17 protein-coding genes are annotated in these 24,772 nt (G+C 73.3%); 7 read left to right on the plus strand and 10 right to left on the minus strand.

Features of this window, described 5'->3' with window-relative positions:
- Positions 1-7 precede the first annotated feature (7 nt).
- The 3 genes from ACZ3ZE_RS27535 to ACZ3ZE_RS27545 form a co-directional block, all read right to left on the minus strand.
- Positions 8-1,564, minus strand: a complete 1,557-nt coding sequence (locus ACZ3ZE_RS27535; protein ID WP_467261116.1) for a FadD3 family acyl-CoA ligase — start codon at positions 1,562-1,564, stop codon at positions 8-10.
- Positions 1,565-1,638: 74 nt separating this feature from the next.
- Positions 1,639-1,824, minus strand: a complete 186-nt coding sequence (locus ACZ3ZE_RS27540) for a hypothetical protein (RefSeq protein ID WP_361177448.1) — start codon at positions 1,822-1,824, stop codon at positions 1,639-1,641.
- Positions 1,825-1,947: 123 nt separating this feature from the next.
- Positions 1,948-2,805 carry an alpha/beta fold hydrolase gene (locus ACZ3ZE_RS27545; RefSeq protein WP_361177346.1) on the minus strand — a complete coding sequence of 286 codons (858 nt, stop codon included), beginning with the start codon at positions 2,803-2,805 and terminating at the stop codon, positions 1,948-1,950.
- Positions 2,806-2,880: 75 nt separating this feature from the next.
- Here ACZ3ZE_RS27545 and ACZ3ZE_RS27550 point away from each other — a divergent pair, with 75 nt between their 5' ends.
- Positions 2,881-3,723 carry an AraC family transcriptional regulator gene (locus ACZ3ZE_RS27550; protein WP_467261118.1) on the plus strand — a complete coding sequence of 281 codons (843 nt, stop codon included), beginning with the start codon at positions 2,881-2,883 and terminating at the stop codon, positions 3,721-3,723.
- A 199-nt stretch (positions 3,724-3,922) separates the two neighbouring features.
- On the opposite strand, the gene ACZ3ZE_RS27555 is transcribed toward ACZ3ZE_RS27550, so the two are convergent.
- Positions 3,923-4,327 carry a DUF4345 domain-containing protein gene (locus ACZ3ZE_RS27555; RefSeq protein WP_467261120.1) on the minus strand — a complete coding sequence of 135 codons (405 nt, stop codon included), beginning with the start codon at positions 4,325-4,327 and terminating at the stop codon, positions 3,923-3,925.
- Positions 4,328-4,413: 86 nt separating this feature from the next.
- Between ACZ3ZE_RS27555 and ACZ3ZE_RS27560 the strand changes: the two genes are divergently transcribed.
- Positions 4,414-5,034 carry a TetR/AcrR family transcriptional regulator gene (locus ACZ3ZE_RS27560; RefSeq protein ID WP_467261122.1) on the plus strand — a complete coding sequence of 207 codons (621 nt, stop codon included), beginning with the start codon at positions 4,414-4,416 and terminating at the stop codon, positions 5,032-5,034.
- 52 nt (positions 5,035-5,086) lie between these two features.
- Here ACZ3ZE_RS27560 and ACZ3ZE_RS27565 read toward each other — a convergent pair whose 3' ends face one another.
- The gene (locus ACZ3ZE_RS27565) at positions 5,087-5,845 is read right to left on the minus strand and encodes a DeoR/GlpR family DNA-binding transcription regulator (protein ID WP_361177354.1); all 759 of its coding nucleotides are present in this window, start codon (positions 5,843-5,845) and stop codon (positions 5,087-5,089) included.
- A gap of 48 nt (positions 5,846-5,893) precedes the next feature.
- Between ACZ3ZE_RS27565 and ACZ3ZE_RS27570 the strand changes: the two genes are divergently transcribed.
- The 5 genes from ACZ3ZE_RS27570 (at position 5,894) to ACZ3ZE_RS27590 (ending at position 9,802) form a co-directional block, all read left to right on the plus strand.
- Positions 5,894-6,277, plus strand: coding sequence for a DUF4406 domain-containing protein (locus tag ACZ3ZE_RS27570; protein ID WP_361177356.1), 384 nt, complete (start codon positions 5,894-5,896; stop codon positions 6,275-6,277).
- Positions 6,274-6,948 (plus strand): NUDIX domain-containing protein, encoded by a 675-nt coding sequence (locus tag ACZ3ZE_RS27575; RefSeq protein ID WP_361177358.1) that lies wholly within the window; start codon positions 6,274-6,276, stop codon positions 6,946-6,948. The genes ACZ3ZE_RS27570 and ACZ3ZE_RS27575 overlap by 4 nt, the downstream gene beginning before the upstream one ends.
- Before the next feature lie 121 nt (positions 6,949-7,069).
- Positions 7,070-7,867: a lysostaphin resistance A-like protein gene (locus ACZ3ZE_RS27580; protein ID WP_467261124.1), complete on the plus strand. Its 798-nt coding sequence runs from the start codon at positions 7,070-7,072 to the stop codon at positions 7,865-7,867.
- A 73-nt stretch (positions 7,868-7,940) separates the two neighbouring features.
- A complete protein-coding gene (locus tag ACZ3ZE_RS27585) occupies positions 7,941-9,206 on the plus strand; it encodes a sensor histidine kinase (RefSeq protein ID WP_467261126.1) in 1,266 nt (421 codons plus the stop codon).
- Positions 9,158-9,802: a response regulator transcription factor gene (locus ACZ3ZE_RS27590; protein ID WP_361177364.1), complete on the plus strand. Its 645-nt coding sequence runs from the start codon at positions 9,158-9,160 to the stop codon at positions 9,800-9,802. The genes ACZ3ZE_RS27585 and ACZ3ZE_RS27590 overlap by 49 nt, the downstream gene beginning before the upstream one ends.
- A 59-nt stretch (positions 9,803-9,861) precedes the next feature.
- On the opposite strand, the gene ACZ3ZE_RS27595 is transcribed toward ACZ3ZE_RS27590, so the two are convergent.
- Genes ACZ3ZE_RS27595 through ACZ3ZE_RS27615 form a run of 5 tightly spaced genes read right to left on the minus strand, consistent with a single transcriptional unit; the run spans position 9,862 to position 24,706 of the window.
- A complete protein-coding gene (locus ACZ3ZE_RS27595) occupies positions 9,862-10,944 on the minus strand; it encodes a Rieske 2Fe-2S domain-containing protein (protein ID WP_361177366.1) in 1,083 nt (360 codons plus the stop codon).
- Positions 10,941-11,996: an MDR family NADP-dependent oxidoreductase gene (locus ACZ3ZE_RS27600; protein ID WP_361177368.1), complete on the minus strand. Its 1,056-nt coding sequence runs from the start codon at positions 11,994-11,996 to the stop codon at positions 10,941-10,943. Before ACZ3ZE_RS27600 ends, ACZ3ZE_RS27595 begins: the two co-directional genes overlap by 4 nt.
- Positions 11,993-13,636 carry a phytoene desaturase family protein gene (locus tag ACZ3ZE_RS27605; protein WP_467261342.1) on the minus strand — a complete coding sequence of 548 codons (1,644 nt, stop codon included), beginning with the start codon at positions 13,634-13,636 and terminating at the stop codon, positions 11,993-11,995. The genes ACZ3ZE_RS27600 and ACZ3ZE_RS27605 overlap by 4 nt, the downstream gene beginning before the upstream one ends.
- 11 nt (positions 13,637-13,647) lie before the next feature.
- Positions 13,648-15,333, minus strand: a complete 1,686-nt coding sequence (locus tag ACZ3ZE_RS27610) for a phytoene desaturase family protein (protein WP_361177370.1) — start codon at positions 15,331-15,333, stop codon at positions 13,648-13,650.
- Positions 15,320-24,706, minus strand: a complete 9,387-nt coding sequence (locus tag ACZ3ZE_RS27615; RefSeq protein WP_467261128.1) for an amino acid adenylation domain-containing protein — start codon at positions 24,704-24,706, stop codon at positions 15,320-15,322. The genes ACZ3ZE_RS27610 and ACZ3ZE_RS27615 overlap by 14 nt, the downstream gene beginning before the upstream one ends.
- Between the last annotated feature and the right edge of the window lie 66 nt (positions 24,707-24,772).

Consider the following 24,772-nt stretch of genomic DNA (forward strand, 5'->3'; position numbering starts at 1 on the left):
GCTCTCCTCATCCGGTGGTGGTGTTCCCCGCCGACCGCCGCAGCGCGTGCTTGTCGACCTTGCCGGCCGCGTTGTGCGGCAGCGCCGGCACGGAGTGGAAGGCCCGCGGGACCTTGAAGTTGGCCAGCCGATCACGCGTGTACGAGGTCAGCTCGGCCGCGTCGCCCGCGGCGGCCGGGGCCCCGGCCGCCGGCACGCAGTACGCGACGCCGACCTCCCCGAGCCGCGCGTCGGGGACGCCCACGACGGCCACGTCCAGGACGGCGGGGTGGCCGCGGAGCACCTGCTCCACCTCCGCCGGGTACACGTTGAAGCCGCCCACCACGAACATGTCCTTCAGCCGGTCGGTGATCCGCAGGAAGCCGCGCTCGTCGAGGACACCCACGTCCCCCGTGCGCAGCCAGCCGTCCGCGTCCACGGCCTCCGCGGTGGCCTCGGGGTCGTCGAGATAGCCGTGCATCACGTGGTACCCGCGGGTGAGGATCTCGCCCGGCTCCCCCCGTGGCGCGTCCACGCGCAGCTCCGTACCCTCCAGGGCCGTCCCGGAGGTGCGGGCCAGCGTCTCGGGGGACTCGTGCGGCGGGCAGATCGCGACCACGCCCGTCGACTCGGTCAGCCCGTAGGCGGTGTTGACGCTCCGGGCGCCCAGGGCCGTCCTGATCTGCTCGATGAGCGCGGTGGGGATGTTCGCCGCGCCCGTCACCGCCATCCGCATCGAGCTCAGGTCGTACGCCGCGCGCTGGGGATGGTGGATGAGCGAGCTGAAGACGGTCGGCGCGCCGGTCAGGACGGAGACACGCTCGTCGCGTATCCGGCGCAGTACGGCCTCGGCGTCGAAGACCCGCTCCGGGAGGATCGTGGCCCCGCGCAGCAGACAGGCGAGGACACCGGCCTTGTAGCCGAAGGTGTGGAAGAACGGGTTGACGAGGAGATGCCGGTCGCCGCGCCGGAGCGTGACCGTCCGGGCCCAGGCGTCGTACACGCGCAGGTTCTGGCCGTGGGTGGCGGGCACGCCCTTGGGACGGCCGGTGGTGCCCGAGGTGAAGAGGATGTCGGCGGTGTCGCCCGGGTCCACGGCCGCGGTACGGGCCAGCCGCTCCCGGCCGCTCACCTGGTCCGCACCCGCCAGGAAGCGTGACCAGTCCGCGGAGTGCAGGGTCACCGTCCGTTCCAGGAGCGGGAGTTCCTCGCCGGAGTCCCGGAGCAGCGCCCGGTAGTCCGTTCCGAGGAAGTCGTGCTCGGTGAAGAGCAGCCGGGTACGGGAGCGGCGCAGGATGTCCGCGGCCTCGGCCGCCCTGTACCGGGTGTTCACCGGCACCAGCACCCCACCGGCCGCCACCGCGCCGAGCGCCGCGACGACCCAGCGCGCGCTGTTGGGCGCCCACACGGCGACCGAGTCGCCGGGCCGCACCCCGTGGGCGATCACCGCGCGGGCCGCCCGGTCGACCCGGTCACGAAGCCCGGCGAACGTCCAGCGCTCGTCGCCGAAGACGAGGGCCTCCTCGTCCCCGTATCTCTCCGCGGCCCAGTCCGCGAGCCGGGCGATGGTCTGCGCGCCTTCCATGATCTGTCCCGTCCTCCCTGCTGCCTCGCCCCCAGTCGGGCGCGGGCGGTGGATCCACAGCGGATCGGAGCTTGTCAGGGAGAGGCAGCCCGGCGCAGGTGGCGGTTCCCGCTCAACGGGAAGGTGGTGCCTTCACCTCCTTCACCTCCTTCACCGCCGTCACCCGCGTCGGGCGAGAGCGCGGTGATCGAGTAGGCGAAGAGGTACGCGACGTCGTCGCGGGTGGTGTCGTAGCAGATCTCGCTGAGGTCGTCGCGCATGCTCTCGGCGCGCGCTCTACGACGGTCACGGAGAAGCCGTGCCGGGTGAGCCAGGAGGCCGGCACCGGACCGGCGACGCCCGCTCCGGAGACGAGAACGCGCGGGGCGCCTCTCCTTGTCATGTCAGTCCGCCCGTACGGAGTGGACCGCGGTGAAGGCCAGCAGGGGGACGGCGGTCCGTGCGGGGTCCTCCAGGAGGGGGGAGTGACCGAGGCCGGGCAGCAAGGTGACCTGCGCGCCCGGGACGACGCGGTACTCGGCGGCGGAGGAGGACCGCCACCTGCGGTCGTCCTCGCCGAAGACCACCAGGAGCGGCTTGCGGAGGGCTGCCAGCCGCTCCGGGAGCGCCTGCCGCATCAGGTAGTCGCGGGTGGCCTGCATGGTGCTGGTGAGCGTGTGGAGGGTCATGCGGCGCACGTCGTCGAGGAGTTCGGAGGGGACCCGGTAGCCCGGCCGGCTGAATCCGGTGCTCGCGAACAGGCGGAGCTGCTCGTCGGTCGGCGGCCACGGGGGGAGTCCGGCCGCGTCGCCCGGCGGTGCGATGAAGGCGTGCAGGCCGGGGCCGGTGTTGATGAGGACGAGGGCGCTCACCAGGTCCGGCCGCTCTTCGGTGAGGGCGGTGGCGACCGCCCCGCCGCTGGAGTGACCGACGACCACGGCGTGTGCGACGCCGAGCCGGTCCAGTACCGTGCCGACCCGGCCCGCCTGGTCCGGCAGCGCGTAGCTGCGGTCGTCGGGCGTGGCCGAGCGGCCGTGCCCGAGCAGGTCGACGCGGATCACGCGGTGCGCTCCGGACAGCAGCGGCACCAGCGGGTCCCACGAGCGGGTCGAGGAGGCGGAGCCGTGGATGAGCAGGAGTGCGGGGGCGTCCCGAGGGCCGTCCTGACACACGTGGATGTCGCCGTCGTCCAGCGACAGAAGCGCATGCTCGGTGGTTTCGGCGCCGTTGTGGAGGGGCGGTCCGCCGTGGGAGTCAGTCATGCGTCCACTGTCACCGCGGGCACCCGCCGACGGATTGGACGAATGTTCCGCCACCGGTCCAAGTACCCCGGGAAGATGGCCAGTTTCGTGCACGGCGAGGCCGTATGGGACGTCGCGTGCCCGCGGCGGCCCAGCCCGGTGTCCGGTCTCTCCATGGCAGGGTTCCGCGTCCGTGACCTGGACGCGCTCCGGATGGTCCCGCACCCGGCCGTGACCCTGCTCCTGGAGTTCGGCGCGGGCACGCCGGTCCTCGACTGCGCCTCCGGGCGCCAACAGCGGGGGAGCATCGTCGCCGGGCCCGGATTCGGGTCCGGAGGCGCGGTCCGGGCGAGTGGAGAGAACGTCGAGTGCGTACAGGTGCGCCTGTCCCCGGTGATCGCGCGCGCGGTTCTGGGAGCCTCCCTCACCGACCTCGACGACGCCGTCGTACCCCTGGACGAGCTGTGGGGCCGGGAGGCGTCCCGGATCCGCGAGCGGCTCGGGGACATCGCGTCCTGGCAGGACCGCTTCGCGTGGACGGAGGCACTGCTCGCCCGCCGGTACGAGGCGGGGCCGCCGGTGGACCCGGAGGTCGCCTGGGCCTGGCACCGCATCGCCGGCAGCCGTGGCCTGACCCGGGTCGACGCGCTCGCCGCCGAGGTCGGATGGAGCCGCAAGCGGCTGTGGTCCCGGTTCCGTACGCAACTCGGCCTGCCGCCCAAGCACGCCGTGAAGCTGGTCCGCTTCGACCACGCGGCCCACCGCCTGGTCGCGGGAGAGGCCGCGGCCAGGGTCGCCGCCGAGACCGGCTACGCCGACCAGTCCCACCTGCACAGGGACGTCATGACGTTCACCGGGGCGCCCCCGGCGAACATGGCCCGCGAGCCGTTCCTCGCCGTCGACGACCTTGCATGGCCCGGCCGCGGAGCGACCCCGTAGCCGCACCTCTCCGGGCTCCTGCCGCGCGGTGTGACTAGGGCCTGTCCGGCGGATCATGGCCGGGGCCGCGGCGTCTGGCACGGCACCTCGCCGCGTTGCCGAAACGCCCCGATAGCTCCGCTATCAGGACGCTCCGGCGCCTTGCGATGCACCGCACCAGACGCCGCGACCTACCCGACCCTGATCCGCCGGACAGGCTCTAGGCGTCGGCGGGCAGACGCTCGCGGGACGAGCGCTCACCGGCGTCCGCGAGGAGGAAGAGGACGGGCGGCAGCAGGAGTTCGATCACGGTCAGCGCCACCTGGAACCAGTGCGGCCACCCGTTCACGGCCAGGGACAGCAGCCGCCCCACGGCACCCAGCAGGAACACCGCCGCCAGCCACCGGACCGCGCGCGCCGGAACCGGGTCCTGGCGGGCGGCCCACAGCCAGGCCACGCCGTAGCCGGCGAAGACCGCGCCGAAGAACCGGCCGAGGCTGTCCACGGTGGGGCCGGCGTCTTCCGCGCCCGGGATCGCGGCATTGCCGGCGACCACGTGGAAGAGCCCGATCGCCGTGCACGCGAGGCCCATTGACCACGCGAGTACCCGCAGCGTCCTGACCATGACCCCATGCCCCCTTTAGTTGACGTGTGTCTACTAAGCCCCACGGTACGGCCCCTTGGTAGACACATGTCAAGTACCCTGGCCGGGTGCCGCCCCGCAGACGCCTGACCCCCGCCGACCGCCGCGCCCAGCTCCTGGCCGTGGGCGCCCAGCTCTTCTCCAGCACCCCGTACGACAAGGTGCTGATGGAGGAGGTCGCCCAGCAGGCAGGGGTGTCCCGCGCCCTGCTGTACCAGCACTTCCCGAGCAAGCGGGCGCTCTTCGCGGCGGTCTACCAGCAGGCGGCCGACCGGCTGCTGGAGGCGACCCGGCTCGACCCCGAAGCCACGCTCACCGAGCAACTGGCGCAGGGCCTGGACGCTCACCTCGGCTACTTCATCGCGAACCGCCACGCCGTACTCGCCGCCAACCGCGTGCTCGCCGGCGACCCGGTCATCCAGACGATCATGACGAACGAACTCGACGCCCTGCGCTCGCGCCTGCTCGGCGTGCTCCCGCTCACCGACGCGGACACGCACGCCGCCGTCTCCGCGGTACTGAAGGCCTGGCTCGTCTTCGTCCAGGTCCTCTGCGTGGACTGGCTCACCCACGAGACGTGCACCCGCACCGCACTCCGGGACGCCTGCGTCGGCGCCGTACTGGGCGCCCTGCGGCCGTTGCTCCCCGCCGGCCCGACCCCCGACCGGCCGCCCGCCGCCCACGGCTGACCCCCGGCCGCCGGGACAGTGCCGCGACCGGCTCGCGGCCGTCAGTCGGCCGTCAGTCGGCCGCCACGACCGTCACGCCCAGCGCCGTGAGCTGCTCGACGACGGGGTGCCGAGGGCCGGCGTCGGTGATGACTCCGGTGACCTTCTCCCAGGGCAGCACGCGGAACCGCGAAGCGGTGCCGATCTTCTCGGACGAGGCGAGGATGTACGTGTCGGCGGCCCGTGCGGACAGGGCGCGCTTCATCGCCGCTTCCTCGGCGTCCGCCGTGGTCAGGCCCGCCTCGGGGTGGACGCCCGTGACGCCGAGCAGGCAGAGGTCCGCGGAGACGTTCTGCGCGGCTTCGACCGCGGCGGCGCCGCAGGTGACCGCCGAGTGCTTGAAGACGCGGCCTCCGAGCAGGTACAGCTCCGCCACCGGATGGTCGATCAGGGCCGTGGCGATCGTCGGGCTGTGCGTGATCACGGTGCAGGTGAGGTCCCGGGGGAGCGCGTGGGCGACGGCGAGGGCGGTGGTGCCGCCGTCGAGAATCAGCGCACTGCCCGGCCGGACCAGCCCGGCCGCGGCCGAGGCGACCTTCCGTTTGCCGTCCGGGGCGACGGTCTGCCGGGCCTCGTAGTCGACCACCGCCGGGGACACGGGCAGCGCTCCGCCGTAGACCCGCTGGCACAGCCCTTCGGCGGCGAGATCGCGCAGATCCCGCCGCACGCTGTCCTCGGAGATGCCCAGTTCGGCGGCGACGTCCTTGGCGACGATCTTTCCCGTACGCGCCAGCAGACCGAGCAGGTGCTCGCGCCGTTCAGCAGCCAGCATTCACGTTCCTTCCTGTTCTTGCACACTTCTGCATGTATCTTAGCGGCCGTGACCGACAAACCCATGCTCATCCTGATAGCGGGCCCCTACCGCTCCGGCACCGACGGCGACCCGCAGGCGATGGCGGCCAACCTCGCCCGCCTCGAAACCGCCGCCTGGCCCGTCTTCGAGGCCGGCCACCTCCCCGTGATCGGGGAGTGGATCGCCCTGCCCGTCCTGCACTCCGCCGGCGCGACCCCCACCGACCCGCTAGCCGACCAGGTGCTCTACCCGGCCGCCGACCGCCTGCTCGCCCACTGCGACGCCGTACTGCGCCTGCCCGGGGACTCCGCCGGCGCCGACCAGGACGTCGCCACCGCCCGCCGTCGCGGCCTGCCCGTCTACCACGACGTGGCCGAGATCCCGCGCCGTACCCAGCGGGAGACCGCATGACGAACCGTCCCGGCATCGACACCCCCGACCACCGCGGACGCACCGGCCTCGACCGGACGGGACGCGACCTGGACCGCAACCCCGACGTCCGCGTCCGCGACGTCGAACTCACCTCCCAGGGCTGGCACGTCCTGCGCCGCACCACCTTCGACTACCGCCGCCGCGACGGACGCTGGGAGTCCCAGCAGCGCGAGACCTACGACCGGGGCAACGGCGCCGTCGTCCTGCCGTACGACACGGCCCGGGGACGCGTCCTGCTCACCCGCCAGTTCCGCTACCCGGCCTACGTCAACGACCACCCCGACGGCATGCTCGTCGAAGCGGCGGCGGGACTGCTCGACGCCGACGACCCGCTCACCGCGATCCGCCGCGAGAGCACCGAGGAACTCGGCGTCACCCTGGGCCCGCTCACCCACGTCCTCGACGCCTACATGAGCCCCGGCTCCGTCACCGAACGCCTCCACTTCTTCGCCGGCCCCTACACCCCCGCCGACCGGACCGGCACCGGCGGCGGACTCGAAGAGGACGGCGAGGACATCGAGGTCCTCGAACTCCCCTTCACCCAGGCCCTCGCCATGACCCGCGACGGACGCATCACCGACGGCAAGACCATCCTGCTCCTCCAATGGGCCGCCCTGGACGGCCCCTTCGCCCGACACCGCCACCTGTGAGGACCGACGGGGTGTACCTGGGTGCACCCCGGTTCGGGATCCGTGTCCAGCGCCGGTGCCCGCGCGGGGCGGAAGACTCGGTGCTGACACGGACGGACCGAGCGGTGGGGTGGACAGAGACATGAGGTCGTGGGGCTGGAAGGCGGAGGCGGGGGTCTTCCTCGGCGTGGCGTTCGTCGCGGCGGGGGTGTTCGGCGCGGTGCAGCCGGCGACCGGGATACCGCCCGAGGTCGTGCAGTTGACGCAGTTCGGGCCCGCCGTGGCGGTGCTGGCGCTGGCGGTGCTGTGGCCCGCGCGGATCCGGCGGCGTCTGACGGGGACGCCGCGCGCGGACACCCGGGGCGCCCGGGCCGGGGCGCCGGGCGGGTGGCTGCTGCTGACCGCGCCGCTGATCACCGCGCTGTCGGCGGGCGCGTACGCCCTCGTGCACGCCGGGCCGGTGTTCACCGACCCCCGCGCGCTGTCGCACCCCTTCCTCCTCGTGGCGCTGGCGCAGTGGGTGGGCGCGTGCGGCGAGGAGCTCGGCTGGCGCTGCCTGCTGCAACCGCTGCTGCGGACCCGCTTCGGCCCGCTCACCGCCTCCGTGCTCGTGGGTCTCGTGTGGGGCGTCTGGCACGTCGGCGTGTTCACGCGGGCCCCCGCGTACGCGGCCGGGTTCCTGGCCGCGACGGTCGCGATGTCCGTGGTCCTCGGACTCGCCCTCGAACGGATCCGCAAGGGCCGTCTGCTGCTCACCGGCGGCTTCCACGCCCTGGTCAACCTCGGGATGCTGCTGTTCATGGACGAGGAGTCGGGCGCGGTGGTACCCATGCTCCTGTTCGGGGCGGCCAGCCTGGCCGCGGCGGCCCTGTGGGCGGTACGGGCGGGGGCGCGGACACCGGGGGTTACGATCGCGGCGGCGCGACACAGCGCGCTCTGACATGGGGGAACGACCGGTGAGGACAGGGCGGGGAGCCGGGGCGGGCGGCGGACCGGAGGCTCGGACGGCCCTCGTGCGATGCCAGCGACACTCGCTGAGCGCCCTCGTCCTCCCCCTCTACGGCGCCGCGGTGGTCGGCGCCCTGCTCCTCCTGCCCATAGGCCTCGGCTTCCCGCTCCTCCCGCGCGCGGCGGCGGCCCTGCGCCGCCGCGCCGACCGGCAGCGGCAGCGCACCGCCGACTGGTCCGGCGGCCGGGCCGCTCCGCCCGCGCCGCTGCCCGGCACCACCAGGGCCCTGCTCGGCGACGAGACCTTCTGGCGCGAGCTGCGCTGGGCGTGGCTGGAGCCCGTCACGGGCGGCCTGATCGTGGCGGCCCCGCTGTGCCTGTTCTGGTACGGGGCGTTCGCCGTGCTCGTACAGCCCTTCGCGTGGCGGGAGTTCGGCGAGGGGAACTGGTACGCGTTCGTGCCCGTCCGCTCCACGGCGACCATGACGGCCGCCCTGGCCCTGGGCCTCGCGTTCGCCGCCGCCGCCGTGGCCCTCGCGCCCCGGGCGCTCGCCGGGCACGGCCGCTGGAGCGTCCGAGCCCTCTCCGCCCCGTACACCACCGAACTCGTCCGCAGGATCGACCACCTGACCGGCACCCGGGCCGACGCCCTGGACGTACAGGCCGCCGAACTCCGCCGCATCGAGAGGGACTTGCACGACGGCGCGCAGGCCCGCCTGGTGGCCCTAGGGATGACGCTGGAGGAGGCGACCCGGCTCCTGGAGACCGATCTGCCGACGGCCCGCGCCCTGCTCGTCGAGGTCCGCGCGACCTCGGAACGGGCCCTGCAGGACCTGCGTGAGCTCGTGCACGGCATCCTGCCGCCGGTCCTCGCCGACCGGGGCCTCGGCGACGCCGTCCGCTCGCTGGCGCTGGACAGCTTCCTCGACGTGCGCGTGGACAACGCCCTGCCGCCCGGACGCCTCCCGGCAGCCGTCGAGTCCGCCGCGTACTTCGCCGTCGCCGAGCTGCTCGCCAACGCGGCCAAGCACTCGGGCGCCCGACAGGTCGCCATCCACCTCGGCCACCACGGCGGCGTCCTGCGGGTCAGCGTCACCGACGACGGCCGAGGCGGCGCCGCCGCTGGCCCCACCGCCGCAGGCCCCACCGACGGCCGCCCCACCGCCGCCGGCCCCACCGGCAGCGGACTGGCCGGTGTGCGCCGCCGCCTGCTTGCCTTCGACGGAACCCTCACCCTCCACAGCCCACCGGGCGGACCCACCCTCGCGACCCTGGAGATACCGTGCGCGTCGTCCTCGCCGAAGACCTCTTCCTTCTCCGCGACGGACTGACCAGGACACTGCGCGAGCACGGCTTCGACGTGGTCGCGGCCGTGGACAACGAGCCCGAGCTGCGACGCGCGCTGCGCGAGCGGCGGCCGGACGTCGCCGTGATCGACGTCCGCCTGCCGCCGGGCTTCACCGACGAAGGGCTGCGGGCCGCACTGGACGCCCGCCGCGAACAGCCCGGCCTGCCGGTGCTGATCCTGTCCCAGTACGTCGACCAGCTCTACGCCCAGGAGCTGCTGGCCGGCGGCGAGGGAGCCGTCGGCTACCTCCTGAAGGACCGGGTGACCCACACCGCCCAGTTCGTCGACGCGGTGCGGACCGTCGCCGCCGGCGGCACCGTCCTCGACCCGCAGGTCGTGGCCCGGCTCCTCGCCCGCAGCGACGCCCGCGGCACCACCGCCACGCTCACCCCACGCGAACACGACGTGCTCCAGCAGATGGCCGAAGGCCGCTCGAACGCCGCGATCGCCCACACCCTCCACATCAGCGAGAGCGCCATCGCCAAACACACCGCAAGCATCTTCACGAAGCTGCACATCGAACCGTCCGCCGACGACAACCGGCGGGTCCTCGCCGTCCTGGCCTACCTGCGCCGCTGACCGGCACGGCGGGTGCGGCCGATGCCGGTCGGCGACGGCACGACGCACCCGGCCACCCCTCAGGTCGCCCTGCTCCCCTTCGCCGCGCGCACCGACGACGGCACGTGCGCCCGCAGCGGGTCCGCCGGATAGAACTGGCGGGCCCAGTGCCGGAACGGGCCGATCGGGCCGTCGCCCCGGGCCAGCCGGGGCGGGGACTGGTAGCGCTTGGTCGCCCACACCGGGAAGTCCTGGGCGACGAACTCGCAGTTCCCCCGGAACATCACCCCGGCAAGAAGCCGCGCCGCCGAACGGCTCAGCCAGCGGGCCACCGGCGCCGGAAGCGCCCCCGGCTCGGCCACGTCCACCCAACTCGCCTGCCGGAGCTGGAACGCGCCGGGCGTGATCATCGTGGTCGCGTACATGGCGCAGGTGCGCACACCGAACCTCGGGAGGGCGGTGCACACATGGACGCGGCTGATGCCGCAGCCCTCCATCGTCACCTCCAGGGGGCTCTCGCCCAGCAGGGGCACCCGTTCGCGGGAGCGGACCGACACCCGGAAGCTCCGCCCCTCGAACGTGGCGGGTTCGGCGATCTCGGACTCGCCCCAGCCGTGCAGGGGGGTGAAATGCCCGGTGTCCACCGCGTTCTCAACCACGTCCTGGCTGTGGCCCGCCATCTCCCAGGTGGCGAGGCGGGGGGCCAGCGAGCCGAGGGTGTGCCAGGCCGGGAGCTCCCAGTCCGGTGACCGCCCGTCATGGTGCCGCCACACGAAGACGGCGTCGTTGACCTCGCACACCGGCAGCAGCGTCAGGTCGGAGGACGGCGGCGGTGGCGTGCCGTACCCCGTACGCACACAGGAGCCGTCGGGGCCGAAGGCGAAGCGGTGGAAGGGGCAGAGCAGGTCGTCCCCCTCCACCGAGCCGAGTCCGAGGTGGGCCCCCAGGTGGGGACAGTACGGGCGGACCGCCCGGACACCGCCGTCGCGGAGCCGGTAGAGCACCACGTCCTCGCCCTGGAGCGGCCGGGTCAGCACCGTGCCCGGCACCAGTTCCGAGGAGAAGGCCAGCGCGAACCAGCCGTCGGGGTACGGCAGGCTCGGCGCGTGTGCGTCGGCCGGGCTCGGGCCCTCGGTGAAAGGCCGGGTGTAGCCGCGGTTCACAGCTCGACCAGCACCTTGCCGAAGGAGCCGGCCCGGTCGGTGTACAGGCTGCGGTAGGCGGCGGGGATGCTGTCGAAGCCCCGGTGCAGGGTCTGCTGGTACCGGACCTCCCCGCCGCGGAACAGCGGGCCGAGGTCGGCGTGCAGGGCGGCCCAGTTCTCGTCGGTGAACCACTCCAGCGCGAAGATCCCCCGGATCGTGGTGCGGGGGAACATGATGTACGGCAGCAGGCGCGGACCGGACCACTCGCCGCCGACCTGGCTGGCCCACTGCCAGCAGACCGCGACCTGGCTGTCCACGTTGAGCATGGGGAACACGGTGTCGGTGATGACCCCGCCGAGGTTGTCGAAGTACTTGTCGACCCCGCCGGGGGCCGCCTTGGCGAGGTCCTCGCGCAGTTGGGCGGCGTCCCCGCCGTGCCGGAAGGCGACCACCGCGTCGAAGCCGAGCGCGGTCAGCCGGGCCGCCTTCTCCGGCGAGCCGGTGGTGCCGACCACCCGCGCGCCGGAGCGCTTGGCCAGCTGGCCGACCAGCGTGCCGATCGCGCCGGACGCGCCGCTGATCAGCAGCGTGTCGCCGGGCCGGATGGTCATGAACCTGTTGAGGGTGCCCCAGGCCGTCATGCCCGCACCGCCCAGGACGCCGAGCGCGGTGCTCAGCGGCAGCGCGTCGTCGTAGTGCGCCGGGTCCAGCCGGCGGTAGGCGGGGAAGACCATCGGGAAGGTCCCGGTCTGCCACAGCGCGGGGGCACCGTTGCTGACCAGGTGCGTGCGCCAGCCACCGAAGCCCTGGACCAGGTCACCGACGGCGAACCTGGCGCGCGGCCCGGCCGCCAGCACCTCCATGATCGAGTCGGCGCCCATGTGGTCGCCGACCGGGGTGTCCAGGGCGATGCCCTGGAGGTACGGGTCGACGGAGACGTACCGGGTGCGCAGCAGCATCTCGTCCTCGGCCAGCTCGGTGTCGAGGTCCTCCACCACCTTCACGTACATCCGGTCCACGTCCGGGACACCGTCGTTGTGCTCGCTGACGATCCACTTCTCGGTCTTCAAGGGGTTGCTCCTGCCGGGTCGATGAGTTGGACGGGAAGGGGGGCGCTGTGGTCGACGGTGGCGGTGAACGGCCGGCCGTCGTCGCGGCAGACGAACTGCATGACGTGCCGTCCGGACGCCGCGGCCCTGATCAGGCCGCCGGTGGTGGCCCAGACACCGGAGAGGTAGAAGTCGGCGAGCCCGGGCAGACCCGGTCCGTGGCGCTTGACCTCCTGCTCCACGGTCTCGCCGCTCGTCACGAAGGGCTGCCAGCCGAGCACCGTGCCGTCGTAGTTGCCCGTGTAGCGGACCTGCGTCAGGGGGGTCGAGACGTCCCGGACCGCGATCGCGTCCCGCAGGCCCGGGTGGCGCTCTTCGAGGAAGTCCGTGATCGTGTCCCGCACCTGCCGCTTGGCCCGCTGGTACGCGCGCCCGCGGCCGACCGGCAGGGTGTGCAGCTCCTCGCCCCGGCGCAGCCGCGTGGCCTGCTCGGGGCCGGTGCTCAGCTCCCGCCAGGGCGCGATGTCGCAGAAGTACGTGGCGTACACGACCGAGGTGCCCGGCGGCGACAGCTCGGGGTAGTGGCGGCTGCGGAACTGGACGTTGATGCTGGGGTGGCGGATCCCGGTGAGCCGGGCGGCGACGTCCTCGTCCAGCAGGTACGTGGTGCAGGGCTCGCCCTCCGGGAAGGAGCGGCGCAGCCCGAGGAAGACGGTGAGGTAGCCGGGGAAGACCATGTCCGGCTCGGTGATGGTGCTGGTGTAGAGCTCGCGGTACGTGTCGGTGAGGTACCGGCCCTTGAGCAGCTCCAGCAGGGTGGTGCGGCCGTCGCAGGCGGAGACCACGATGTCGGCCCTGAGCTCGGTCCCGTCGCTGAGCCGCACGCCGGCCGCCCGGTCCTTCTCGACCAGGATCTCCACCACCTTGGCGTTGTACGTGACCTCTCCGCCGAGCCCCCGGTAGCGCTGCTCGACCGAACGGGCCAGGCCGAGCGAGCCGCCCTCGGGCACGCCCGCCGACTGGCCGGCGTGCGCGGCGAGCTGGAAGTAGAACGGCAGGACCGGGAAGTTGGGGTGCTTCTCGTACAGGATGAAGTTGAACGCCTCGCGCAGCAGCGGGTCCTGGAACCGCTGGGAGTAGTCCCGCATCAGGACGGTGAGGGAGCGTCGGATCACGTTGAAGTACGGGATGAAGGAGGCCAGCATCCGCCACCGTTCCCGCCGCCCCATCAGCCCGACCGGGGTGAGGAAGGGGTACCGGGCCAGCGCACGCCGGAAGGTGCGCAGCCCGTCGCAGAAGTCCCGGATCGGGCGGGCGTCGGCGGGTGAGAGGGCGAGCAGATGGGCCTGCAGGCGGTCCGGGTCGGAGTAGAAGTGGACCGCCCGGCCGTCCCGGCCGCGCACGGTGTTGAAGACGTCGAAGTTGCGCATCCGCTTGCCCTGGAGGGCGCCGAGCTCCAGCCAGATCTGGTGCATCTCGTTGCCGGGGCCGCTGCCGAGCAGCCAGCTGACGCAGCAGTCCAGGGTGAAGTCGCCCCGGTCCCAGGCGGTGCAGGAACCACCGGGGAGCTCGTGTATCTCCAGCACCCTGCTGCGGTAGCCGTTCATCTGGGCGTAGCAGCCGGTGGACAGGCCGCCGAGACCCCCGCCGACGATCAGCATGGTCCTTCGGGTCATTCGGCCACCGCCGCCTTCCGGGCAGTCCGTCGCGGTTCGAGTTGCGGCAGCCGGCCCAGCTTCCCGGGATGCCAGGGTTCGGTCCCCTCGCTCGGCCAGGCCCGGAACTCCAGGCCCAGCTCGGCGCAGAGGTACTGGACGGCGTACCGGCCGCTGGTGGCCGCCCGGATCAGGCCGCCCATGCCGGTCCACTGCCCGGCCATCGAGAAGCCGCTCAGGCCCGGCAGCCGCATCCGGTCCCGGTTGACCAGCGCGGTCGACACGTCGTCGGCCTCGGAGAACGCCTTCCAGGCCAGGATGCTCCCGTAGGTGTTGCCGGTGTAGCGCTCCGTGGTGGCCGGGGTGGCCACGTCGACCAGCTCGATCCGCTCCTCGATGCCCGGGTGCCGCTCGGCCAGGAACCGGCGGAGGAAGTCGACGACCTGCCGCTTGCGCGCCCGGTACGCCTTGCGGTCGGCCGCGCGCAGCTCCTGCCAGGACCGGTGGTCCGTGAAGTACGTGCAGTGCAGGACCGACTTCCCGGCCGGCGCGAAGCCGGTGCTGTAGCCCGAACGCTGCTGGACCACCAGGCTGTGCTGCAGGCAGCCGGGCAGGGCGGCGCCCTGCTCCGGGCCGAGCAGGTAGGTGGTGCTGTGCGGTTCACCGGCGGGCAGGGGGCCGTCCAGGCCGACGAACGCGGAGACCACCGCCGGGTACAGGTTGCCCGGGCTGTCCAGCAGCTCGCGGTAGAGGCGGTCGGTACGCGGGCTGGTCCACCGCCCGTCCAGCATCCGGTCCAGGACCGTCGGGCCGTCGCAGGCGGCGATCACGTGGTCGGCGAAGTGCTCCTGCCCGTCGCGGAGCCGTACGCCGACGGCCCGCCCGTCCTCGACGAGGATGCGTTCCACCCGCGAGCGGTAGCCGACGTGCCCGCCGAGGCCGGTGTACCGCTCCTCGACCGAACGGGCCAGTCCGAGCGAACCGCCCTCCGGGAACCCGGCGTTGCCGTTGTACGCGCAGGACATGGTGAAGAGGTAGGGGAGCAGCGGGAAACCGGTGAGCTCCTGCAGGAACATGTTCGGGAACGCCTGGCGCAGCAGCGGGTCCTCGAAGCGGTCCGCGAAGCGGCGCATGGGGGTGGCCGCGGTGCGCCAGTACAGCCGGAACGCGGGCAGGATGCCGAGCAGCGTCCTGGCCTTCTCCGCCGCGGACTTCAGGGGCGGCGGCTTCAGCTCCCAGCGGGGGCCGAGGGCGGCGAAGCGCCGGAGGTCCCGGCAGAACGAGCGGATCAGCCGGGCGTCGGCGGGCGAGATCTCCAGCAGATGGTGCTGGAGCCGGTCGGGGTCGTTGTAGAAGGTGACGGATCTGCCGTGCGCGTCGACCACCCGGTTGAACTGGTCGAACGAGGTGATCCGCTTGCCGTCCAGCGCGCCGAGCTCGCGCCAGACGTCGTTCGCCCCGGTGCCGGCTGCGGTGCCGATCAGCCAGTCGATGCAGTAGTCGAAGAGGTAGCCCTGCCGGGCCCAGGCGGTACAGCAGCCGCCGGGGAGGACGTGCTTCTCGAAGACGCGGCTCTCCAGTCCGCTCATCTGCGCGTAGCAGCCGGCGGCCAGGCCCGACATCCCCGCGCCGATGATGATGACGCGCGGCCGTCCGCCAGGAGGCCGGGCGCCCCACTGGGGGCCGGTGTCACGCGCCGCCATGCGGGACACCCCCCGCCAGCAGGGTGCGGGCCAGCTCGGCGTTGCGGTCCAGGAACACGCCGTCGAGCATCTCGGCGTGCCGCCCGTGGCCCTGGTGCAGCGTGCAGCCGGCGGTGGAGGCGTTGTGCCAGCTGCCGGGCTCGCCCGCCGCGAAGTGGCCCAGCTTGTCCTGGTCCGCGATCACCACGATCGGGGCGCGGAGCACACCCAGGGCGGGATGGGCGCCGCAGTGGGCGAGGTACTCCCGGGCCTGTTCGACGGTCTCCCGGGCGACGATCTCCGACCCGGTGTGCCGGCGCAGGTGCCCGGCCAGCTCCTGCTCGAACTCGGCCAGGTGCTCCTCGCCGAGCGTCACGGCCTCCGTGATCCGGTACGAGTCCATGATGACCACGCTGCTCACCGTGCGGCCCCGCCGCTCCAGCTCCTCGGCGATCTCGAAGGCGAGGTTGCCGCCGAGCGAGTAGCCGAACAGCGTGTACGGCCCGTCCGGGTGCAGCTCCTCGGCCAGATCCGCGTACCGGGCGGCCTTGTCCGTGCCGGAGAGGTAGTTGAACGCGGCGAAGCGGTACTCGGGGATCAGGGCCGCGAGCTGCCGGTAGACCAGCCCGTGGCCTCCCGCAGGCGGCAGGCAGAAGACCGTCCTGGTCCGCTCCGCGCCGGGGTTGAACCACAGGTACGGCTCGGCACCGGGCAGCCGTCCGGTGACGACGTCCTCCAGGGTGCGGGCCATGCCGTGCAGGGTGCTGGTCCGGAACAGCCGGCCGACGGGGACGGCGGCGTTGAACTCGGTCCGGAGGTGGTGGATCAGCTCGATCAGCTTGATCGAGCTGCCGCCCGCCTCGAAGAAGTCGTCCCGCAGACCGGGCTGTTCGAGCCCGAGCAGGGCCTGCCAGTGCGCGGCCATCCGCTGCTCGTACAGCGTCACCGGCGGCTCGTGCCGGTCCGGTCCTGCCTCGGTGCGGGGTTCCGGGAGCGCGGCGAGGTCGACCTTGCCGTTCGCGGTGAGCGGCAGCGCCGGCAGTTCGGTGAAATGCGCGGGGATCAGGTACGTGGGCAGCTGCTCCGCGAGGTGCCGGCGCAGCTCCCGCGCGTCGAGCCCGGAGCCCTCCGCGGGCACGCAGTAGGCGCACAGCAGGTTCTCGCCGGCCTCGTCCCGCCGCACCGTGACGCACACCTGGGCGAGCTCGGGCCGGGCCGCGAGCCGGGCCTCGATCTCGCCGGTCTCGATCCGGTGGCCGCGGACCTTGACCTGGCCGTCGGCCCGGCCGAGGAGGTGCAGCACACCGTCGGCGTCCCAGTGACCGAGGTCGCCCGTCCGGTACAGCCGCACGGGTTCGCGGTCCGGCGTGAGGGTGACGAACCGCTCGGCCGTCCGCTCCGGTTCGCCGAGGTACCCGGTGGCGACCCCGGCACCGCCGATCCACAACTCGCCCGCCACGCCCGGGGGTACGGGCTCGCCGTGCCGGTCGAGGACGTACACCTCGCTGTTGGGCAGCGGCCGGCCGACCGGCACCATCCGGCCCGCCTCCAGGTGGCCGGCCGGACCCTCGAAGAAGGCGCTGTCGATGGTGCCCTCGGTGAGACCGTAGGAGTTCACCACCCGGGTCGCCGGGCCGCAGACGGCGATGAGCCGCTGGTGCTCGCCCGCCTTCCACGCGTCCGAGCCGACGATCAGCAGCCTCATGAAGTCCAGGCTCAGGCCCTCCCGCTCGCAGTACGCCAGGAGGCCGCGCGCCACGGACGGGACGAACTCTCCGCAGTCGACGCCCTCGGACCGCATGGTCCGGTACAGCCGCGCGGTGTCGAACAGCAGGTCGCGGTCGACCAGGACCAGGGTGCCGCCGGAGCACAGGGCCCGGACCACGTCTCCGGTGAAGACGTCGAAGGAGACGCCCGCCATCTGCAGATGGACCCGGGCCTCGGTGTCCAGCCGGTACTCCGCCTGCCAGGCCACGAACACCGAGGCGAGGTTGCGGTGGCTGACCTGGACGGCCTTGGGGCGGCCGGTGGAACCGGAGGTGTGGATCACGTACGCGGCCTGGTCGAGGCCCACGACGGGCTCCGGCCGGGCGTCGGCTTCGGGCCGGTCCAGCTCGTCGAGGGTCACCGGCCTGCCGGGCAGCCGGGACACCTCGTCCTGGAGCCGGTCGGTCACCACGAGCCGGGCTCCGGCGTGGGTCATCAGCTCGGCCAGCCGCTCGGCCGGGTGGTCCGGATCCAGCGGCAGGTAGGCGCCACCGGCCCGGAGGACCGCCACCAGGGCGATCACCAGCTCCGGGGACTTGTCCAGGCAGAGCGCCACCACCGTGCCCTCCCCGACGCCGAGTGCGCGGAGCGAGGCCGCCATGCGCCGGGAGCGGTGCTCCAGCTCCCGGTACCCGAGGCGCTGCCCGCCGGGCACGGACACGGCGACCGCCTCCGGGTACTGGGCGGCGATCTTGCCGATCAGCTCGTGCACCGGGACGTCGTGGTCGATCGTCCGGTTGCCGCCGCTGAACTCCGTGACGATCCGCTCCCGTTCACCGGCGCCGAGCATCGGCAGCCGGCCGGCCGGGCGCTCGCCGGGTGCGCGGGTGAGGCCGTCGAGGAGGTTGCGGTAGTGCCCGGCCATCCGCCGGACCGTCTCCGCGTCGAACAGGTCGGTGTTGTACTTGAGGACGCAGTGGAAGCGGCCGTCCGAACGGTCCTCGTAGGCGGACAGGGTGACATCGAACTGGCCCTCTTCCTCCGGGAGTTCGATGTACTCCAGCTCATAGCCGAAGCGTTCCGTGGCCACCTTGTGGGTGAGCAGGATGAACATCGCCTGGAAGACCGCCGAGCGGCTCGGGTCGTGCTGCAGGCCCAACTGCTCTACCAGCAGCACGAACGGGTACTCCTGGTTGTCCAGCCCGCCGAGGACGGTGTCCCGCACCCGTGCCAGCAGCTCGGACACCGTCGGCTCGCCGCCCAGGCTGACGTGGAGGGGCAGCGGATTGACGAAGTAGCCGTAGACGGAGGCGAACTCCTCCTCGGTACGCCCGGTGACGGGGCTGCCCACCACGATCTCGTCCTGCCCCGACCACCGGTGCAGCAGCAGGTAGTACGCGGTCAGCAGCACCATGTACACGGTGACGTTGTGCTCGCGCGCCAGCGCGTGCACGCGGGCGCTCAGCTCCTCGTCCAGCCGGAAGAACTCCGAGGCGCCGTTGTCGGTCTGCACCGGCGGGCGCGGCCGGTCGGTGGGCAGGTCGAGCGCCGGCACCTCGTCCGGCAGATGACCGCGCCAGTAGTCCAGCATCCGCCGCGCCTCCGGCCCGGCCAGGAAGCGGTTCTGCCGGTTGAGGAAGTCGAGGTAGCGGGCCCCGACCGGGGCCAGCTGCGCGGGCCGGCCCGTGCGCAGGCCGTGGTAGACCTCGAACAGCTCCTCGATGAAGGTGAAGGTGGAGATCGCGTCCGAGACGATGTGATGGACGGCCTTCATGAGGACCCAGCGGTCCGGGCCACGCCGGAACAGCCGCAGCCGGACCAGGGGATCGCGCTCCAGGTCGTACGGCCTGCGGTACTCCCCGACCAGCAGGGCGCGGATCTCCTCCCAGGACCGGCCCTCGACGTCGAACAGGCCGGTGTCGGCGCGGACCTCGCTCCGGATGCGCTGCACGGGGCGACCGGACTCGGTGGTGATGTTGGCCCGCAGGCTCGGGTGCCGCCCGATCAGGGTGCGGAACGCCTCGAACAGCAGCTCCGGGTCGAGTGCGGCGCGGACCTCCACCGCGCCGCCGATGTTGTAGGCGAAGCCGTCCGGGTTGAGCTGCCGCAGGAACCACAGGGCCTGCTGGTTGTGGGTGAGCGGGTGACGCTGCTCGTCGGTGAACAGCTCCACCGCCGTCTCCTGCGGCGCCCCGTCGGCCGACACCAGCTCGGCCAGTCCTTCGAGGAGCCGGCCGGTCAGCTCACCGACCGGCCCGTTGCTGAGCAGGGCCACCACCGGCAGCGAGACACCCAGCTCCGTGTGGACCCGGGCCCGCAGCTCCATCGCGAGCAGCGAGTCGAGACCGAGCGAGCCGAGCCGGCTGTCCGCGTCGATCAGCTCGGGACCCACCCGGAGCACCCCCGCCGCCAGCGCGGCGAAGCGCTCGCCGACCAGCCGCGCGCGAGCCGTCTCGTCGGAGCCGCGGAAGGTGTCGAGCAGGCTGCCGCCCTGCCCGGTCGGGGTGGCCCGCGCGGCGGCCGCCGCGAGGCCGGAGACCAGCTTCGGCGGCGTCGGGTACCAGGAGAGGAACACCGGCCAGTCCACGACGGTGGCGACGAGCAGCTGGGCCCGGTCCTGCCCGATCACCCGCTCCAGGACCGCCATCCCGGTGTCCGGTGCGAGCGAGCTCATCCCCCGGGCGTCCCGGTAGTGGGCGACCAGCCCGAGTTCCTCGATCATGCCGGTGGCCCACGGCCCCCAGTCCAGGCTGAGCGCGGGCAGGCCCCGCGCGCGACGGTGGTGGGCGAGCGCGTCCAGGAAGGCGTTGCCGGCGGCGTAGTTGACCTGGCCGGCCGTGGTCAGCAGAGAGGCGACCGAGGCGAACAGCACGAAGTGCTCCACCGGCTCCTCGGACAGCAGCCGGTGCAGGAGGAACCCGCCGTACACCTTCGGCCCGTAGCCGGCGTCGAAGGCCGCGCGGTCCAGCGACGGCAGCAGCACGTCCCGTACCTGCCCGGCGAGGTGGAACACGCCCCGCACCGGCGGCAGTCCACTGCTCCTCCGCTCGGCCAGCCAGCGTTCCATCGCCTCCGGGTCGGTCACGTCGACCGCCGCGACCAGCACCTCGGCCCCCAGGGCTTCGAGTTCGCGGAGGAAGGCGACCCGCTGCCCGGCGGGGCTCCGCGGATCGAGCCCGTGCCACGAGCCGCGCTCGGGTACGGCGGTACGGCCGAGCAGGACCAGGCGCCGGGCCCCGCGCCGCACCAGGGTGCGGCAGAGCAGCCGCCCGAGCGCCCCGAACGCGCCCGTGACCAGGTAACTGCCGTCCGCACGCAGCCGCAGCGGCAGCGGGCGGGTGAGACCGGCGGGCGGACGCAGCCGGCTGACGTGGCGACGGCCGCCACGCAGAGCGATCTCGTCCTCGCTGTCGTCGGCCGCCAGCTCGCGCAGGAGGGCTTCGGCTTCGGCCGATGACGGGGCGGGCGGGGGCGCGGCCGGTCCCGTGGCCGGTCCCGCAGCCGGTCCCATAGCCGGTCCTTCGGTCGGATCGAGGTCGATCAACTTACCGGCCTGGGCGATGAGCTCCTGCTGCCACAGGACCCGGCCGATGCCCCAGGCGGGTGCGCCGCACGGCTCCACCGGATCGCCCGGCCGGACGGCCTGGGTGCCCCGGGTGACGATGTGCAGCCGTCCGTCCGGTCGGGCCTCGGGCAGCACCTGGGCGAGCGGGACGAGCGAGAAGGCGCCGACGGTGCCGATCTCGGCGAGGTCCCCGGCGGCGACGGCGTCGAGCGCCGGCAGGTCGAGGTTCCACAGGTGGACCACGGTCCGGATGGACGGGTCGAGGTCCGCGAACAGCTCCCGCAGATCGTCGGCCGAGTCCGGCCGGACGGTCGCGTACGGTTCGCCGAGCCGGTAGGCGCGGCCGGGACGTACGAGCCGGCACTGCCCGCCACGGGCCCGCACCAGCTCGCCGATCCGGTCGGCGAGGCCGTCCGCATCGGCGAACAGCAGCAGGCCGGGACCCCGCGTACCCGACGGGCCGACGGACGCCTCACCTCCGGACCCCTCCGGTTCGGGCTCCTCCGACGCCACTTCCTCCCAGCCGACCTCGGCCAGCCAGCCGTCGATGGTGCTCAGCTTCACCGCCGACGCCACGCTGTCCACCGCCGCCGCGCGGAAGCCGGTGATCCTGCCGAGCGGGGTCCCGTCCTCGGCGTACAGGGCCAGATCGCCGATCAGCTCCTCGCCGTTCTCCTCGGTGACGGTGGCGTGCGCCCACAGCGGCCGGTCCCCGACCGGTTCGAGGCGCACCTCCTCGATCCCGACGGGCAGGCGGATGCCGGCGGAACGCCCGCCGTCCGGGGACAGCGCGGTCAGCATGGTCTGGAAGCAGGCGTCCAGCAGCACCGGATGCGCGTGGCAGTCCGCCGCGTCGGCGCCGATCTCCGGGGTGGGACGGATCAGGGCCAGCGCCTCGCCGGGCCCGGTCCACACCTCGTCGATGGCCTGGAAGGCCGGGCCGTAGTGATAGCCGAGCGCCGCCAGCTCTCCGTAACACGCGGTCCGGTCGAGACGGCGCGCACTGCGGGTCCGGACGGACTCGGCGTCCAGTGGTCCCGTGACCCGGCGCGGCTGGCCGGTGCGTACGACTCCGCTCGCGTGCACCGTGGGGTCGGCCGCTCCGGTTCCGGCACCGGCGTCCGCGGGGGAGGCGATGGTGAACCTGGCCTCCTCCGGAGCGAAGGAGAGCTGGACGGTGGCGGACTCACCCTCGGGCAGGAACAGGGCCCGGGAGAACTCCACGTCGGCCAGGGTGGCGACATCGCCGCCGGTCATCGCACGTACGGCCTGGGCGGCCATCTCCAGGTATCCGGCGGCCGGGAAGACCGTACTGCCCTCGATCCGGTGGTCGGCCAGGTACGCCAGGCGCTCGGTGTCCAGGCGGCTCTCCCAGGTCGGCTGGAGCGAGGCGGTGCGGCGGCCGAGCAGGGGGTGGTCGAGCAGGCCGAGGCGGATCTGCTCGACCGGCCGGGGCTCGACCCAGTACCGGTCCCGCTGCCACGGGTAGCGGGGCAGCGGCACGGGCCGCCCCTCGGGCTGGAGCACCGTCCAGTCCACCTCGACGCCCAGGGTGTGGAGTCCGGCCAGGGAGCGGGCGAACCGCTCGGGTTCGTCCTCCCGGCGGCGGATCGAGGGCAGGGTCAGCCCGTCCGCGGCCCGGGCGTCCAGGCACTCCCGGATCGAGTGACCGAGGACGGGGTGCGGGCCGAGCTCCAGGAACAGGGTGTACCCGTCGTCGACGAGCCGGTCGATCGCGGAGCGGAACCGGACGGGCTGCCGGACGTTCTCCCACCAGTAACCGGCGTCCAGTTCGGGGCCGCGCGCGCGTCCGTCCCGGGCCGTCAGGTACAGCGGGAGCGTCGCAGGACGCGGCTCGATCCCGGCCAGCGCCTCGTGCAGCTCGGCGCGGATCGGGTCCATCCGCACGCTGTGGTAAGGCACTTCGACGTCGAGGAACCTGGTGAAGACCTGGTCCCGGCCCAGCCCGTCGGCGAGTTCGCGGAGGGTGTCCGGGTCCCCGGAGAGCGTCACCGAGGCCGGGCTGTTGACGGCGGCCACCGACACCCGGTCCCGGTACGGGCGGACGAGCCGTTCGGCCTCCTCCTCGGGCAGGTTCGCCGCCAGCATGGTGCCGGTACCGGCGAGCCGGTGCTGGAGGCTGCTGCGGCCCAGCGCCACCCGGACCGCGTCCTCAAGCCCGTACACCCCGGCCTGGTGGAAGGCCGCGATCTCGCCGGTGCTGTGTCCGACCACCGCGTCCGGCCGTACCCCGTAGTGCGCCCAGAGTGCCGCAAGACCCGCCTGGACCGCGAAGTTGGCCGGCTGGGCGAGCCAGGTCTCGGCCATCCGGGACTCCGACTCGGGCCTGGTCAGTTCGTCGAGCAGCGACCAGCCGGCCTGCCGGCGGATCTCCCGGTCGCAGCGCTCCACGGCCTCTCGGTAGACCGGCTCCGCGTCGAGCAGTTGGCGTCCCATGCCCCACCACTGCGGCCCCATGCCGGTGAACACCCAGACCAGCCGCCGCTGCCCGGCGTCCCGCCGGCGGCCCCGTACCGCCCGGGGGTGCGGCTCACCGCGTTCGCAGGCGGCCAGCGCCTCGTCCAGGGACTCGCGGGAGGAGTGGACGATCGCCAGCCGCTCCTCGAACCGCTGGCGGCGGTGCGCGAGCGTGTGCCCGAGGTCCGCGAGGGGAACCCCCGCGGCGATCTCCCGGCGGATGCCGCCCGCGAGTTCCGCCAGCCCGGCCGCGTGGCGGGCGCTCAACGGCAGCACGGAGAGGGGCGGCGCCTGGTCCGCCGCACTCCGCTCACCTCGCTGGATCTGCGGCGCCTCCTCCAGCAGGACGTGCGCGTTGGTGCCGCCGAAGCCGAAGGAGTTGACGCCCGCCCGGGCGGGGCCTTCGTGCTCCGGCCAGTCCACCGCCGCGGTCGGGATCTCGAACGGCAGCGCGGCGAAGTCGATGGCGGGGTTGGGGCGTTCCAGGTTCAGGTGCGGAGGGACGCGACGGTGCCGGAGGGCGAGCGCCGTCTTGATCAGTCCGGCCACTCCGGCCGCGGACTCCGTGTGCCCGATGTTGGTCTTGACCGAGCCGACGTAGCAGCGCGCCCCCGGTGCCCGGCCGATCGCCAGCACCCGGCCGAGCGCCTCGGCCTCGATCGGGTCGCCGACCGGCGTGGAGGTGCCGTGCGCCTCGACGTACTGGAGGCTGCCGGGCGCGACCCCCGCCTCGGCGCACACCCGCTCGATCAGCCTGGCCTGGGCGTCCGCGCTGGGCACGGTGATGCCGTTGGTCCGCCCGTCCTGGTTGACGCCGCTGCCGATCACCACCGCGTGGACCGGGTCGCCGTCGCGCAGGGCGTCCGACAGGCGCTTGAGGGCGACCACGCCGACGCCCTCGGCCCGTACGTAGCCGTCGGCGGAGGCGTCGAAGGCCCGCGAGCGCCCGTCGGGGGAGAGGAAGCCGCCCTTGGTCTCGGCGATCGTGTACTGCGGCGCCAGGTGCAGCAGGGTGCCTCCGGCCAGGGCCAGTTCGCTCTCGCCGCGCAGCAGGCTCTGGCAGGCCAGGTGGACCGCGACCAGGGAGGAACTGCACGCCGTGTCGATCGAGACGCTGGGGCCGCGGAAGTCGAGGCAGTGCGAGATGCGGTTCGACACCATCGTCATCATGGTGCCGGTGGCGGTGTGAGCGGCCAGCGTCTCGAAGCCGAGGTCGGCGAACTGCAGGATCTTGTAGTCCAGCGTGAAGGCGCCGATGAACACCCCGACGTCCCGCCCGGCCAGCTCGCCCGGCTTCTGCCCGCCGTCCTCCAGCGCCTCCCAGGACACCTCCAGCAGCTTCCGCTGCTGCGGGTCCATGTGCTCCGCCTCGCGCGGGCTGATGCCGAAGAAGTGGGGGTCGAACTCGTCGAAGCCGTCGATGTAGCCGCCCCGGCCACCGATGAGCCGGCCCGGCTTGGCCCGGTCACGGCTGCCGAGCGTGGTGGTGTCGTACCGGTCCGCCGGGGTGGGGACGAGGCAGTCCCGCCCCTCGATCAGGTTCCGCCAGAAGGCCCGGTGGTCACCCGCGTGTCCGGGGAGACGGCAGCCGATGCCGATGATGGCGACCTTGTCACGGAAGGCGGCGTTGGGTGAGTCGGTCATGGTCCAATCCGGAAGTGATGGCGCCTCGGTACGGGCCAGGCGAGGGGCGGTTTTCGGGCACGACGC

Source organism: Streptomyces sp. NPDC023157 (assembly GCF_055560575.1).

Excerpts from the sequence above, each read along its gene's own strand:
- ACZ3ZE_RS27535 (WP_467261116.1), bottom strand. The coding sequence starts at position 1,564 with ATGGAAGGCGCGCAGACCATCGCCCGGCTCGCGGACTGGGCCGCGGAG.
- ACZ3ZE_RS27580 (WP_467261124.1), top strand. The coding sequence starts at position 7,070 with ATGAGGTCGTGGGGCTGGAAGGCGGAGGCGGGGGTCTTCCTCGGCGTG.
- ACZ3ZE_RS27545 (WP_361177346.1), bottom strand. The coding sequence starts at position 2,805 with ATGACTGACTCCCACGGCGGACCGCCCCTCCACAACGGCGCCGAAACC.
- ACZ3ZE_RS27575 (WP_361177358.1), top strand. The coding sequence starts at position 6,274 with ATGACGAACCGTCCCGGCATCGACACCCCCGACCACCGCGGACGCACC.
- ACZ3ZE_RS27605 (WP_467261342.1), bottom strand. The coding sequence starts at position 13,636 with ATGCTGATCGTCGGCGGGGGTCTCGGCGGCCTGTCCACCGGCTGCTAC.
- ACZ3ZE_RS27610 (WP_361177370.1), bottom strand. The coding sequence starts at position 15,333 with ATGGCGGCGCGTGACACCGGCCCCCAGTGGGGCGCCCGGCCTCCTGGC.
- ACZ3ZE_RS27550 (WP_467261118.1), top strand. The coding sequence starts at position 2,881 with ATGGCCAGTTTCGTGCACGGCGAGGCCGTATGGGACGTCGCGTGCCCG.
- ACZ3ZE_RS27555 (WP_467261120.1), bottom strand. The coding sequence starts at position 4,327 with ATGGTCAGGACGCTGCGGGTACTCGCGTGGTCAATGGGCCTCGCGTGC.
- ACZ3ZE_RS27540 (WP_361177448.1), bottom strand. The coding sequence starts at position 1,824 with ATGCGCGACGACCTCAGCGAGATCTGCTACGACACCACCCGCGACGAC.
- ACZ3ZE_RS27565 (WP_361177354.1), bottom strand. The coding sequence starts at position 5,845 with ATGCTGGCTGCTGAACGGCGCGAGCACCTGCTCGGTCTGCTGGCGCGT.
- ACZ3ZE_RS27615 (WP_467261128.1), bottom strand. The coding sequence starts at position 24,706 with ATGACCGACTCACCCAACGCCGCCTTCCGTGACAAGGTCGCCATCATC.